This window comes from Kineosporia sp. A_224, from assembly GCF_002198655.1.
Lineage (GTDB): Bacteria > Actinomycetota > Actinomycetes > Actinomycetales > Kineosporiaceae > R-H-3.
On sequence record NZ_MWLN01000215.1, the window covers coordinates 1 to 13971 of the forward strand.

9 protein-coding genes are annotated in these 13971 nt (G+C 75.3%); all 9 read right to left on the reverse strand.

Annotated features, from left to right (window positions below):
• On the reverse strand, nucleotides 1-278 hold a 278-nt coding region (locus EDJALFJO_RS27145; protein ID WP_198950692.1), incomplete at its 3' end, for a MerR family transcriptional regulator.
• A gap of 112 nt (nucleotides 279-390) precedes the next feature.
• Entirely contained in the window at nucleotides 391-1935 is a 1545-nt protein-coding gene (locus EDJALFJO_RS27150; protein WP_143448812.1) for an integrin alpha, read from the reverse strand.
• Between the two features lie 79 nt (nucleotides 1936-2014).
• Nucleotides 2015-2671, reverse strand: a complete 657-nt coding sequence (locus tag EDJALFJO_RS27155; protein ID WP_088289502.1) for an NAD(P)H-binding protein — start codon at nucleotides 2669-2671, stop codon at nucleotides 2015-2017.
• Nucleotides 2672-2722: 51 nt separating this feature from the next.
• Nucleotides 2723-5428 (reverse strand): diguanylate cyclase domain-containing protein, encoded by a 2706-nt coding sequence (locus tag EDJALFJO_RS27160; protein ID WP_158220585.1) that lies wholly within the window; start codon nucleotides 5426-5428, stop codon nucleotides 2723-2725.
• A gap of 98 nt (nucleotides 5429-5526) precedes the next feature.
• Nucleotides 5527-6888, reverse strand: coding sequence for an alpha-amylase family glycosyl hydrolase (locus tag EDJALFJO_RS27165; RefSeq protein WP_198950693.1), 1362 nt, complete (start codon nucleotides 6886-6888; stop codon nucleotides 5527-5529).
• Nucleotides 6889-6964: 76 nt separating this feature from the next.
• Nucleotides 6965-8167 (reverse strand): DUF3322 and DUF2220 domain-containing protein, encoded by a 1203-nt coding sequence (locus tag EDJALFJO_RS27170; protein ID WP_088289458.1) that lies wholly within the window; start codon nucleotides 8165-8167, stop codon nucleotides 6965-6967.
• Nucleotides 8160-11645: an ATP-binding protein gene (locus tag EDJALFJO_RS27175; protein WP_198950694.1), complete on the reverse strand. Its 3486-nt coding sequence runs from the start codon at nucleotides 11643-11645 to the stop codon at nucleotides 8160-8162. The genes EDJALFJO_RS27170 and EDJALFJO_RS27175 overlap by 8 nt, the downstream gene beginning before the upstream one ends.
• On the reverse strand, nucleotides 11642-12391 hold the full coding sequence (locus EDJALFJO_RS27180; protein WP_088289459.1) for a DUF4194 domain-containing protein: 750 nt from the start codon (nucleotides 12389-12391) through the stop codon (nucleotides 11642-11644). The genes EDJALFJO_RS27175 and EDJALFJO_RS27180 overlap by 4 nt, the downstream gene beginning before the upstream one ends.
• Nucleotides 12388-13956 carry a DUF3375 domain-containing protein gene (locus EDJALFJO_RS27185; RefSeq protein WP_088289460.1) on the reverse strand — a complete coding sequence of 523 codons (1569 nt, stop codon included), beginning with the start codon at nucleotides 13954-13956 and terminating at the stop codon, nucleotides 12388-12390. The genes EDJALFJO_RS27180 and EDJALFJO_RS27185 overlap by 4 nt, the downstream gene beginning before the upstream one ends.
• Between the last annotated feature and the right edge of the window lie 15 nt (nucleotides 13957-13971).

The following is a 13971-nucleotide window of genomic DNA, read 5'->3' on the forward strand; positions in this document are numbered from 1 at the left end:
TCGTCACCGACCGGCCCGCCGGCCCCGGGGCCGTCGTCCGCGTCCGCGCCGCGCAGGGCCTCCAGCGCGGCCCGGGCCGGAGTGCGGCCGGCAAGGGTGAGGGCATGCATGCGCTCGAGCAGGGCGAGGTCGTCGCCGGTGTAGCGCCGGTGGCCGCCGGCGCTGCGCCCGGTCGGGGCGAGCCCGTAGCGCCGCTCCCAGGTGCGCAGCGTCGACGCGGCGACCCCGATCCGGGCGGCTGCGGCGCCGATCGCGAGCAGCTCGGCGGGGCCGGTCACCGCCGGCACCAGCCGATTCGCTTGAACAAGTTTACGCCCTTGCTTGCCGGATCGTGACGGACGCCCGTCGCCTCCGTGCCTGCACTCTAGACGCCGCGCCCGGGGCGGCGGGCTACCCGGCGGGGCGGCTGAGGACGGCCCCGTAGCGCTGCGAGCGCCGGGCGCCGCCGGAGTAGGTCAGCGCCGGGCCGGGCACACCGTTCGCGACGAGCCCGCCGCTCGCCGGCTGGACCACGCCCGCGTCGGGGGCCGCCCCGACGTCCTCGAGCGGGACACCGAGGAGCAACGGATCCCGGGCGTCCTCGTCGACGTCGTTCGGGGACGTGAGGTGGCCCAGCACGGAGCCGACGGCGTCCCCGGTCTCGCCGGCCCCGGCGAGACCGGAGCCCTGTCGGAGCACCTTCGGCGCGCAGCCCGGCGTCCCGGCGGGGACGCCGTCCGCGACGAGGGTGACGGTCCCGGCGTCGGCCTTCGTGCCGACGTCCTCGCCGGGCGCCCCGATCGCGAGGTCGACGTTCTCCTGGCAGAGGAACCACACTCCCGTCGCGACGGCCTCGCCGAAGCGGTCACCGGCCTCGGCGACGCCGGGGATGCCCGGCGAGTCCTGGGTGAGTCCGGGCCCGGGGACGTAGCGCCCCCGGCCCGGGCTGAAGCGCAGGACCTGCACGGAACCGGCGTCGACGAGCCGGCCGACGTTCTCGCGCGGCACGCCGACGACGGCGGTGAACCCCCGGGCGTCGAGCGAGGAGCCGAAGCGGTCCCCCGCCTCGGCCGTGCCGGGGACGCCCGCGGTGTCCTGCGACCAGCTCCGCGAGGTCGTCGGTGCGCCGTCGTCCGTCACCGCGAGGTGCCACACCGCGCCGGCGTCCACCACCGTGCCGATGTCCTCGAGCGGGGCGGAGACCAGGACGCCGCCCCGGGCCGGGGCGAGGACGGAGCCGAACCGGTCCCCCGCCTCGGCGACGCCGGGGACCCCCGCCGACCCCTGGTGCCGGACCTCGGCGAGCGTCACCGAGACCCGGTGCGTGGCGTCGGGGCGGACGACGTAGCGGAACACCTGACCGGCAGCGGCCCCCGCCCCGATGTGTGCGCCGGGCGCGCCGACGTAGAGGTCCCGCACCTCCCCGGTGCCGGTGGTGCGGGACACCACGGCGAGCGAGGTGCCGAACTCGTCGAGGGGCACCGAGGGGTGGGGCAGGGTGATCGCCCCGGTCGTCAGCAGTCCGGTCGGGCTGCCGAAGACGATGTGCACCTGGCCCTCGGCACCGCCGGCGCCGTCGGACGCCGCGGACTGCCCCTCGAAGGGCGCCGACACGACGAGGTCCGAGCAGCCGTCGTCGTCGAGGTCGGTCATGACGACCGCGGCACCGAACCGCTGCCCCGGCCCAGTGCCGGCGCCGAGCGCCTCGGCCGTGAGGACGAGCGGTGCCGTCCCGCTGCCCCGGACGTCGACGGCGCCCGTCGCGTCGTCGACCGCGGGCATCCCGACGACGGTGTCGTGGACGGAGTCCCCGTCCACGTCGCTGTCCGGCAACCGGTTCTCGGGGTCGCACGCGACCGCGGCCGCGGGGCCGGCGGCCGCGACGAGCCCGCCGCCGGCGAGCAGGAGCACACCCAGGAGCGCGGCCGTCCCCCGGCCGGTGACGCGTCGTCGCATGCGGACGATCATGCACCTGCGGGAGCCCGGGCGGGAGGGGTCCGCCGGCAGGGCCGTGGCCCGTGCCCGCCCGCGCGGGTCAGCCCGCGGTCAGCCGGGCGACCGCCTCACCGACCGGGGTCCGGCCGCCGACGACCTCGAACTGGCGCCGGGCCGGCGCGTCGTCCGCGAGGACCGCGGCGAGCACGGCCGCGACGTCGGCCCGGGGGACGGCGCCGCGGGTCACGGACGGGCCCGCCTCGACGAGCCCCGTGCCGGGCTCGTCGGTGAGCCGCCCGGGCCGGACGACGGTCCAGGCCAGGTCGGTGCCGCGCAGGTGCGCGTCGGCGTCGGCCTTCGCACCCAGGTAGACCTGGAAGCGGTCGCCGCTGTCGCGGTCCACGTCGTCGGTCCCCATCGAGGACACCTGGACGAGCCGGGGCACCCCCGCCCGGACGGCGGAGTCGGCGAGCTTCACGGCACCGTCCCGGTCGACGGTGAGCGTGCGGGCCGGGTCGCTGCCCGGCCCGGCGCCGGCGGCGAAGACCGCCGCGTCGGCACCGGCGAGCGCCGCGGCGACCTCCTCGACCGTCGCGGTCTCGAGGTCCAGCAGCAGGCCCCGGGCGCCGTCCGACGTCAGGTCGGCGACGTGCGCCGGGTGACGGACGAGGCCGACGGAGGTGTCCCCGCGGGCGGCGAGCAGCGGGTGCAGCAGACGGGCGATCTTCCCGTGGCCCCCCGCGACGACGATGCGCATGGCTGCCATGCTCGCCGCGCCCCGCGGGCGCTGCAGGTCGACGCGGCCCCGTCAGCGGCCGTGGCCGACGGCGCCGCGACGCGCGTGCTTCTCCCGGTACATGGCGGCGTCCGCCGCCTCCAGCAGCGAGTCCGCGGTCGCGTCGGAGCCGGCCATGGCCACGCCGATCGACGCCCCGACGCTGACCTCCCGGTGCCCGATCCGGTGCGGTGCCGTCACACGGGCACGGATCCGGTCCACGACGGTCGCCAGCTCGTCGGCGTCCCCGACGTCGGCGAGCAGCACGCCGAACTCGTCACCGCCGAGCCGGGCCGCGGTGTCGTTGCCCCGCAACGACTCCCGCAGCCGCACCGCGACGCTCGCGAGCAGCCCGTCGCCGACGCCGTGGCCGAACGTGTCGTTGACGGCCTTGAAGCCGTCGAGGTCGACGAACAGGACCGCGAACCGGGCCTGCGGGTGCCGCCGGACCCGTTCGACGGCCTGCGCGAGCCGGTCCCTGAACAGCGTCGTCTTCGCCAGCCCGGTGAGGCCGTCGAACAGCGCCTCCTGGAGGAGCTGCTCCTTGAGCAGCCGGCTCACCGTGATGTCGGTCGTCGAGCCGACGAGGCGGACGGGCCGCCCGGCCTCGTCGGTGACCGTGCGCGCGATGCACGCGACCCAGCGGTAGTCGCCGTTCGCCGCCCGCAGCCGGTGCTCCACGTCGAGGTGGACCCTGGCCCCGGCGAGCACCTCGTCGAGCTGCTCGCGCAGGCCGGCGGCGTCCTCGGGGTGCACCCGTTCCAGCCACTCCCCCGGGCCGGGCCCGACCTCGGAGTCGCGGTGGCCGAGCATGGCCTTCCAGCGGCTGGAGTAGAACACCTCGTCGTGCCCGAGGTCCCAGTCCCACACCGCGTCCTGGGCGGCCTCCGCGGCGATGGCGTAGCGCTCCTCGCTGATCCGGACCTCCTCGAGGAGCGCGACCTCCGTCTCGTACGCGTTCGTCAGGGCGGCGGCCTGCCGGGCGAGCCCTTCGTCGGCCCGTTCCAGGTCGAGCGCGGCGGACATGAGGACCGCCCACTGCTGGAAGGTCTCCTGCACGAGCGAGGAGCGGATGCTCTCCCCTCCCGCGGCCGCCAGCAGACCCCAGTCGGACCCCTCCGAGCGGACGTGCGTGACGACGACGAGCGTCGGGCCGCCGGACGGCCCGGCGAGCAGCTCCACCGGCGGGAAGGACTCGACGGGCGCCGCCCCGGGCTGCGCAGGGTGCGCACGGAGGCGCCCCACCGGCCCCTCGCCGCTCACCGCGGTGCGCTCGAAGACGCCCTCGAGCCGGATCGTCGCGACCTGGCCCGACGGCGTCCAGAGCCCCAGGGCCGCCGCCTCCGCCGCCGTGTGGCGCAGCCAGCGCAGCGACCGGAGCTCGTCCGGGTCGTGCCCCAGCAGGGCGTTCCCGACGACGTAGTGGCTCCGCTGCGCCCGCTTGAGCTCGACGTACTCGCGCATCCGCCGCTGGAGCTGCTCCGAGCGGATGGCGTCGCAGAGGTCGAGGGCCGCCCCGGACGTCGCACGCAGCCGGGCGGGGTCGTCCGGGAGGTCGTCGACGACGGCGGCGACGACCGCCCGGACGGCGCGCAGCGCGGACTCGACCGAGCGGTCCAGGGGGCACAGCCGCACGATGCGCGCGGCCAGGGTGAGCGCCGCGTCCCGGGCCGGTCCGCCGGCCGTCGGCGGCTGAGTCAGGTGCGCCACCACGTCCGAGGCGACGTGCACCACCTCGCGGACGTCGACGGCTACCCGGAAGCGGCCCTCCTGGGCCGCAGTCCCGAGGGCCGCGGCGAACATCTGCGCCGCGGACCCGGTCGCCGCCCAGGAGGCCGCCCCGGACCCGCTCGGGCAGCCGCACGACTCGCGTGCGACGAAGCGCGGGGACAGCAGATGCCGTTCCTGCGGCCGCAGGCCGCGGCTGCCGGCGAGGGCCACGTCGAACGCGAGCGCGCCGAGGCTCTCGAAGCTGAAGGCGACGGTCGCGAGCGGCGGGCTGCTCACGGCCGCCTGGTCGATGTCGTCGATCCCCACGACGGCGACGTCACCCGGGACGGACACCCCGGCCTCCGCCAGCGCGCGCACGAAGCCCAGGGCGATGAGGTCGGTCCCGAGCATGACGGCCGTGCACCGGTCCCGCGCGGCGACGAACTCCCGGCCGGCCAGGTAGCCCTGCTCGTCCATGGTGACGTCCGAGGACTGGTCGCCCCCGAGCAGCGGGCGGGGCTCCAGGCCCAGCTCGGTCATCTGTGCGGCGTAGGCCGCGTACCGCTCTCCGGTGTCGATCTGCCACCGCGGCGAGAGGAACCCGATCGCGGTGTGCCCGTGACCGGCGAGGTGCGCGATCGCGTCCCGGACCCCGCGGTCGTTGTCGAGCGCGATGACCGCGTGGCCGCCGCGCGGTTCCGGACCGATCGCGACGACGAACTTGCCGGCGTCCCGCAGCCGCGCGACGTAGTCCCGGGAGGCTGCCTGCAGGACGACGATCGCGCTGTCGAAGTGGTCCCAGCCGACCCGGGTCACCGCGTCCTGGCCCGACGACTCGTCGCTCGACGGTCTGACCCCGAGCGAGTTCTGCACGCACACGACGCTGCTCCCGGCGTCGTGCGCCGCGGTGACGACCCCGGTGAGGATGTCGTCGAAGTACTGCCCGTAGCGGTAGCTGCCGTAGATCGCGACGGCACCTGCCCCGCGAGGGCGCGACGCCGTCGGCGGGCTCATCTCGTCGAGGCCCATGTGATCGTCATCGGCAGCGAGGCGACCGCCCTCAAGCGTCCCCGGGACACCCATCGGCCCCGGCCGCGGCCGATCGTACGCGCGCCCCGCCGCTCGCGTCAGGCGACGCCGAGAACGACCCACCCGTGCGGCTCCAGGGTGACCGCCGCCTGAGGCCCGTCCCCGGCGAGCCGGCCGGCGCCGGCGAGCACCTGCGTCGCCCCGGGGACGTCGAGCGTCAGCTCCCCCTCGTCAGTGCTCAGAGCCGTGAGCAGGTGCCGGTCGTCGCTGCCCGACCGCCAGACCACGGCCGTGTTCGTCACGTGGAGGACCTCGGTCCGGGCGCCCTGGAGCCACGGGTGCCGGCGGCGGACGCCGATGAGCTGCTGGTGCATCCGGTACGTCCGGGCGGCCTCGTCGGGCAGCGCGTCGTCGGCCACCGGCACCGGCGGGAACGCCGGGCGCACGGCGTCGTCCCCGCCGGCCCGGTCCTCCTTGACGCCCCGCAGCGCGTACTCGTCGCCGTAGTACACCGACGGCGTCCCGGCGAGGGTCATGAGGGTCGCCACCGCATGCGGGACGTGCCTGGCGTCGTCGAGCTTCGAGGCGATCCGGGTGACGTCGTGGTTGCCGACGAACGTCAGCGGCACGAACGTGTCGAGCAGCGTGTCGTGCCGGCCGAGGGTCCAGGCGAGCTCGTGGAAGTTGCCGTCGTTGAGCGAGCTCCAGACCGACTTCCACAGCTCGTACTCGGTGACGGAGTCGAGGCCGCCCTCGGTGACGAACGCGGGGTAGTCCCCGTGGATGACCTCGCCGACGAAGTACGCGTCGGGGTGCCGCTCCCGGACCCGCGGCAGGACCGCGGCCCAGAAGTCGTTCGGGACGGCGTACGCGGCGTCGAGCCGCCAGCCGTCCGCACCGCGGCCGAGCCAGTGGCACATGACCTCGACGACGTGGTCGCGGACCGCCGGGGACGCGTGGTTCAGCGTCACGAGGGTGCGGTGGCCCTCGAAGTGCGCGTACTCCGGGCCGTCCGGCCCGACGGGCGTGCCGTCCTCCGGCCAGAAGAGGTGGAACCACTGCGCCGCAGCACTTCCCGGCCCGCCGGCCAGTGCGGCCCGGAACGTCGGGTGCTCGGAGCCGACGTGGTTGAACACCCCGTCGAGGAGCACCCGGACGCCCCGCGCGTGCGCCTCCCGGACGAGGGTGTCGAAGTCCGCGTCGTCGCCGAGGCGCGGGTCGACCGTGAAGTAGTCGGTGGTGTCGTAGCCGTGGCTGCTCGAGGCGAAGACCGGGCCGAGGAGCAGCCCCGAGGCGCCGAGCTCCACGAGGTGGTCGAGCCAGCCGACGAGGTGCCCGAGGCGGTGCCGGACGGGCTCCCCGGCCGGGAGGGCGGTCGGTTCCGCGCCGACGAACCCCAGGGTGGACACCTGCCACCAGATCGCGTGCTCCACCCAGCCGGGTCGTGCCGCGGCGGTCACCGCCGGGCCGTCCGGCGTCGCGTCGTCATCCGGCCAACGTACTCGCCGGCCGGCGTCCGGCCCGGCCGTGTGGGCATCAACGGGAAGACGTGACCAGCCGCCGCACCGCGGCCGCGGCGACGTCGAGCGGGATGCGTTCCTGCTCCACGCGGCGCACCCGCGGCCACGTCGGCGAGGTGAGGGCCTCGTACAGCTCGGACTCGGCCGGTGTCAGGTGCGGCACGGACCGCGGTGCACGGCCCTGGAGGGGGCGCCCGCGCGGGTCCTCATTCGTGCCGAACCGTTCCCACCGTTCGAAGGCCGGCAGGTCCATGAACAGGGACGTCGCGGGCACGCCGGCGGCGCGGAACCCGTCGAGGATCTCCAGGCCGTCGGCGTCCATGTCACCCCAGTAGACGACGACGTCTGCGCCGGCGAGCCAGTCCACGGCCGCGACGGCGGCACCTCCGCGGCCGACGCCTTCGACGCTCACCGCGGCCGGGACGGGCGGGAAGTGCACTGCGGTGTCCTTGTTCTCGGAGATGACGACGACCCGGGGCCGGTACGCGGGCGTCATCGGGTCCCCGACCGTCACGCAGTCGTGCCAACGACCGCCCGCCGCCCGGTGCGCCGGGTCGAGGTACGTCAGGTGCACGCGCGCCGGGTGCCGAGGCGCGAGCCCGAGGTCCGCCCGGTCGGCGAGCCGGCGGACGAGGTGCAGCCGGGTGTCGAGCCACTTCGCGTGGAGCCCCTCGACGGGGACCTGCCGCGGGGTCAGCCCGGTCGCGTCGTGCGCGGCGAACCACGCGCCGGCGCGGGCGAGCAGGTCGAGGTCCGTGTCGGACAGGTCGTCGACCGCCGCGACGGTCGGGGCGAGCAGCCCCGCGGTGCGCAGGTGCGGGAACCGGGCATCGAGGAGCCCGGCCCGGGCGCGGCCGCGGGCCGGGCGGTCCGGCCACCCGCCGCCGACGAGCGCCGCCGCGGTGTCGACGTCAGGCACCTCGAGGTGCGTGGGCAGGTGCTGCTCCGTGCCGTGGACGCGGCGGGACCGGTGGCGCAGGCCGACGTCCCGGCCGGCCGAGAACGCACGCCAGCCCGCGACCCAGTCGACGACCGCGGGGAAGTCCCTCGCGAGCGACACGGCGTCCGGCTGCCCGAGCGGAAAGGCGTGCGGCCACCCGGACGGGCCCTCCCCCGGCCCGGGCAGGACGACGTCCGACGCCCAGGTGCGGGCCAGTCGCCGTCCGACGTCGGCGAGCACGTGCTCCGTGCTCCTGCGCGCCGCCCCCGGGTCAGGCACCGGTCTGGGCGTCGTCGACCGGCGCGACGAACGAGTAGCTCGTCCGGGTGTTCTTCGTGACCATGATCATGGCGTCCATGTGGGGCTCGAGCGCCGAGACCTTGTCCGGCGGGGCGCCGACGATGAGCTGGAAGCCCAGGCCCTTCCAGGCCTGGACGGCGCGGCCGGCGAACTCCGAGTCGGACTTGATGAAGCCCTCGTCGATGACGACCGGGGCGAACCGGGGGCGGGCGCGCAGCTCGTCGCCGAGCCGGAACCGCAGCGCGGCACCGACGATGAACGCGACGAGCTCCTGGCTCTCACCGCCGCTCTTGTCGCCGAGCGACGAGTGGGTGCTGAGCACCTCGCCGTCCGGGCCGTAGCGCTCGGCCGTGACGAACACGTGCCGGCGGACGTCGAGGAGCGCGTCCCGGTCCCCGTGCTCGGCGTCCCAGCGGGGGTCCTGCCGGCGCCGGATCCGCGCCATGAACGTCTGCAGCGCCGCGAACCGGGCCTGCAGCTGCTCCTCTGTGAGCTCGCGGGTGGCACCGGAGGCGAGCTCGCGCAGGGCGCGCCGGAACAGGACGACGGTCTCCGGGACGACCCGCCGCAGCCGGATCCGCAGCCGGTCACCGGTGGCCCCGAAGGACAGGTGCTGGAGGATCTCGTTGATCGGCTCGAGCCGCTCCTCGATCTCCTGGACGCAGGACTCCATCGCCCCCGAGAGCGGGACGAGGTCCTCCCCCGACCACTTCATGAGCTTGCCGCGCCAGGTCTCCTTCTGCTCGTGGAGGCCGGTCGTGAGGATCCGGTCGAGGATCGCCGCGTAGTCCGGGTACGACGCGGACGACCGCCCGAGGTTCGGGTCGGGGAAGCGCCGCAGGTAGGTCGCGAAGATCGCCTCGAGGTCGGCCTCGGCACCGGTCGCTGCGCCCTGCGCGGCGGCGAACGCCTCGCTGAGCTGCTTGTGCAGCCGGGCCAGGTTCTCGGTGAACGCGTCCAGGGAGTCCGGGTCGGCCGGGCCGACCGCCTCGACGAAGTAGCCGTCGAGCGCCGCCGACTGCTCCGGCGTCAGCCCGACGAGGGGGTCGCCCTCGAGCCGGTCGACGTCGCGGGTCGCCTCGTCCTGCGCGTCGGTGAGGCGCTCGCGGTCGGCGTCGAGCCGCTCGCTGAGGCCCTTGAGCCGGTACCGGTTCTCCCGTGCCCGCTCGAGGTCGGCCCGCAGGCCGTCGATCCGCTCCTGCACCGCCTTGAGCCGGTCGTTCGAGCCGAGGATCGCCTCCCGGGCCTGCGTGAGCGCGGCGATGTGCGCCTCCGCGCCCGCGACGTCGACGTCGTCCCACGCCGTGGCGTGGAGCGCCTCGTACGCCTTGCGCCGTGCGTCGAGGTCGCGGCGGCGGCCGTCGACGTCGGCCCGGGCGGCGCCGATCCGGGTGAGCTGCTCCTCGATCCGCGCGAGCTCGGCGTCGATCTCGGCGAGCGCCTCCTCGCTGGAGAAGCCGATGATGTTCGCCGCGTCGGCGCGCCCGTGCGTCCCGCGGCTGCCCTGCCGGGTCTGGCCCGCGAGCGTCACCCGGTACCCGTCGCCGTCGAGGTCCTTCGCCGTCTCGACGCAGAGCGCGTTGCGGGCGGGTTCGGACACGTGCCGCCGGACCCAGCCGGCGAACGGCGAGTCCTTGAAGACGAGCTTGCCGGCGACCCGGTCGCCGTCGAGGGCGGCCGGACCGTCCACGCCGAGCGGCACGCCCTGGAAGGTCAGCCGGCCGCCGAGCCGGACCGGGTCGATCGCCCGGCTGAACGCCGCGAGGCGGTCCTGCGGCACGAGCAGGGTGCGGGCGCTCGCACCGAGCACCGTCTCGACGGCGCCGCGCCAGCGCTGCTCGCCGTCGCGCAGGTCGACGAGCTCGGCGAGGAACGGCAGCTCGTCGACGTCCGTCCCGGCCGCCTGCGCGACCTGGAGCCGCATCTCGTGCAGCCGGCCGCGGATCCGGCTGGCCCGGCCGTCGAGCGACGTGCGCTCCTTCGTCAGGTCGCCGCGCCGCTGGAGCAGCGGGTACTCGTCGTCCCGCAGCGCCTCGCGCTCCTCGACGAGGGCCTGCGACCGGGCGTCGAACGCCTCGAGGAACGCCTCGGCGTCCTGCCGGGCACGGGCGAACAGCGCGGGGTCGTCGAGCGGGAGGTCCAGGACGTCCGTGGCGTCGGCCAGCGCGCCGCGCCGGGCGAGCCGGGTGTCGCGCAGCGTCGTCGCCGCCACGATCTGCTCGGCGAGGCTCGAGAGGTCCGCGCCGCCGGACGCCCGGTGCTCCTCGAGCGCCCCGGCGAGCTCCGTCTCGAGCCCCGACTCGGCGGTAAGGGCCGCCGCGAGGTCCTCGCTCGCCGTCCGCCGCCGGGCCTGGGTGTCGGTGACCGCCGCCTCGAGCAGGGCCAGCTCGCGGTACCGGCTCCACAGCTGCACCGGGTTGCCGCCCTGGCGGCTCAGCCCGAAGGTGTCGATCTGCTCGATGACCGCGCGGGCCCGGGTCAGGTCGTCGTGCTTCTTCGTGATCGGGCCGAGCAGGTCGGCCTTCTCCTGCTCGGTCTGCATCGCCTGGTAGGAGGCGTCGAGGTCGTCGAAGTGGGCGATCGCCCGGTCGGCGGCCTCGTAGGTGCCCGGGCGCTCGAGGACCATGTCCTTGTAGAGGTCGTCGACGGTTCGGATCTGCTGCCCGGCCTGGATCCGGGCGAGCAGCTTGAGCGCCTTGGACCCGTCGCCGTTGGCGCCGATGCCGAGCCGGGTGTGCAGGCGGGTGGCGAAGGCGCTGTAGCCGTCGTGGGTCAGCAGTCCGGGGAACGCGAGCTTGAGCGCCTTGGGCTGGAACTGCTCGTGCGCCAGGGGTGCGAGCCCGGCGAGGTCGAGGTCGCCCTCGTAGGTCGCGAAGCGGGAGACGAGGTCGGCGAACGCCGTCGCCCGGGCCGGGACGTAGTAGACACGCAACGCCGTGAACCGGTGGCCGTGGTCGTCGACGAACGTCATCGAGACCGCGCCCCACGTCGGGACGCCGTCCCCGCGCAGGAGCTTCGGCTTCTCGCGGCCGGACTCGTCGGGCACGGTGTCGGTCTGCCCGCGCAGGTAGGACAGGAGGTTGCGCTGCCCGGCGCTGCGGGCGCGGCCGGAGACGGCGTCGTTCGACGCGCCGTTGAAGGCGATGTCGGAGGGCATCATGAGCGCGATGTACGCGTCGAGGAGCGTGCTCTTGCCGCTGCCGGAGGCGCCCGAGACGAGCGTCGACCCGGAGTGGAACGGCACCCGCACGGCGCCCTCGAAGCCGCCCCAGTTGACGACCTGGAGCGTGAGCGCCTTCCACTGGGTGGTGCCCTCGGTCGCGCCGTCGACGTAGAACAGCGGCGCGTCGCTCTGCCCACGGCCCGGGCCGGTGGCCCGCAGCGCGTAGTCGGGCAGCAGGGTGAGCTCGTCGGCCAGGACGTCCAGCGACGGGGTGTCGAGGTCGGTGTCGGTCACAGCTGCTCCTCCGTGGCCTCGTCGTCGGTGGGCACGGCGGCGGGCACGTCGTCGGCCTCGTCGTCGATGACGTCCTGGACGCCGTCCGGCGTGTTCTGCTCCTGGAGCCAGCGCAGCAGCTCCTGGAGCCGTTCGAGCGGCAGGACGACGTCGATGGCCGGGCTGACCTCGAACCGGTCGCCGCCGCGCGGGCCGATGAGCAGGCCCGCCTTCGTGAGGTTCTCCACGGCGTTCCCGGCGCGCTTGACGTCGCTCGCCTGGTCCGTGGCGTGGTCGGGCCGCAGGGAGGCGACGTGGTCGAGCATCTCCTCGCGGTCGACGTAGACCCGGGTCACCCCGGAGGCCTCCTCGGCCCGGCTGCGCGAGCGCAGGTAGACCATGAGGATCGTCTCCTCGCGCGACCACGCGGTGTCGAAGAGCAGCGTCGGGAACCGGCCGCCGCCGTCCGGCACCGCCTGGCGCTTGAAGGCGACCTCGCGCCGCAGGTCGAGGTGCAGGTCGAGGAAGAGGTCGTTGAGCCGTGACCGGGCGAGGTCGGGGGCGGCGACGAGGGCGCGCCACTCGGCGGGGTGGGTGCGCGCGGTGATGAACCGGTGCTTGAGCAGCGCGACGAGGGCCCTTCGCTGGCCGATCTCGAGCCGGCCCTCGTCGCCCTCGAAGAGGACGACGGTGCTCGTCAGCTCGCGGTCGGCGTCCTCGAGCTCGACCTCGACGTGGACCTCGCTGTCGTCGTGGGTGGTCGTCATGAGGTCGTGTCTCCAGAGGTCTTCGACCGGCCGCGCCGGCGCGCGGGCCGGCCCGGGGTGCTGCCGTTCGCACGGCCGGGCGGGCCGTCGTCGGGCGGGTCGGTGGGCAACGGGACGACGGGCACGAGCAGCTCGCGCCGGGTGCCGTCGGGCCGGACGGCGACAAACGTCTCGCGCTCGTCGCGGGCCTCGGACAGCGCCTTGGTGTTGGCGGCGAGGTGGAGCAGGCCGAGGATCTCGACGGGCCGCCGCAGGTCGTCGTCGAGGCCGGCGAACAGCTCGCCGAGCGAGCCGACCGGCCCGGCGGAGGCGATCGCCTCCTGGAGGACGTAGCGCAGGCGCCCCAGCGACGGGCCACCCAGGGCCCGGAGCTGCTCGAGGGAGAGCTCGGGCGGCCGCTCCTCGGTGAGGTCGCGCAGGGCCGGGACGGCGGCGTCCTCGGCCGGGTTGTAGAACCGCTCGCGCAGGTGGTCGACCTCGACCCGGCCCGGCAGCAGCGGCAGGTCGACGTTCGCCCGCGGGCCGGAGGCCGCCAGCCAGCGCTGCAGCTCGCCGTCCAGCTGGCGCAGGGTGGCGTCGAGCTCGCGGTCGCGGGCCACGTTGTGCGTCGTGATGTAGTCGCGCAGCGTCCGGGTCACGCGGGTGCGCTGGTTGAGGACGTTGTCCATCCCGCGGCGGATCAGCGTGACCGTGCCGCGCAGGTCGCGCCGGTCGGCCGCGTCGAGCAGGCCCTCGGCCTTCGGGTGGGTGAGCAGCGCGCCGAGGTCCTCGGTGAGCTGGACGAGCAGCTCGTCGTCGCGCAGGAGCGCGAAGGCGCCCTCGAACGCGCGGCCCTCGGCGGTCGCGGTGGTCAGGGTCTCGGCACGCCGCAGGTAGTCGTCGACGACGGCGCCGGCGGAGCGGTCCTCCTCCCGGAACGAGGCGAGGATCTGGCCGCGCAGCGCGGTGAAGGCCTCCTCGACGCGGGCGAAGTCGCTCGGCAGGCCGGCGACGAGGGCGAGCAGCTCGCCGTACCCCTCGGCCATGTAGTCGTCGGAGACCTCGGGGAGCGCCTCGCCGGAGAGCAGCCTGTCCCGCTCGCGCTTCAACCGGTCGATCTCGGCGTCGAGGATGTCGATGCGCGCCCACTTGTCCGGGTTGGCCTCGGCGTTGAACCGGCGGACGGCGTTGACGATCGTCGCGATCCGGTGCTCGCTGAGGCTGGCCCGCTCGCGCATGAGGCTCGCGACGAGGCTCAGCGCGTCCCGCGCGTGGCTGGTCAGCGTGTAGACCTCGGTGCCGTCGTCCTCGACGCTGCGCACGAGCCACTGGCCCCGCATCCACCGCAGGCACAGGTCACGGCCCGAACCGCCCGGCACGTCGGGCGCGCCCGCGGCGCGCAGCTCCGCGGTGTACGTCTCGACCATCCCGTGCAGCCGCGCCGCCGGGACGTTGCGGGCATCCCGGGCGAACGCAGCCCGGAACAGCGCGATGACCACGGGTGCGTCACGGCGGTGCAGGAGCGTCAGGGTGGGTTGCTCGAACGCGCCGGAGACGCGCGCGAGCTCCCCCGCGATCTGGCTCATGCCCCTCCCCTACGA

What these genes read in the sequence shown, in the direction of transcription:
- EDJALFJO_RS27185 (WP_088289460.1), bottom strand. Translation starts at nt 13,956, where the DNA reads ATGAGCCAGATCGCGGGGGAGCTCGCGCGCGTCTCCGGCGCGTTCGAG.
- EDJALFJO_RS27160 (WP_158220585.1), bottom strand. Translation starts at nt 5,428, where the DNA reads ATGGGCCTCGACGAGATGAGCCCGCCGACGGCGTCGCGCCCTCGCGGG.
- EDJALFJO_RS27150 (WP_143448812.1), bottom strand. Translation starts at nt 1,935, where the DNA reads ATGCGACGACGCGTCACCGGCCGGGGGACGGCCGCGCTCCTGGGTGTG.
- EDJALFJO_RS27155 (WP_088289502.1), bottom strand. Translation starts at nt 2,671, where the DNA reads ATGCGCATCGTCGTCGCGGGGGGCCACGGGAAGATCGCCCGTCTGCTG.
- EDJALFJO_RS27180 (WP_088289459.1), bottom strand. Translation starts at nt 12,391, where the DNA reads ATGACGACCACCCACGACGACAGCGAGGTCCACGTCGAGGTCGAGCTC.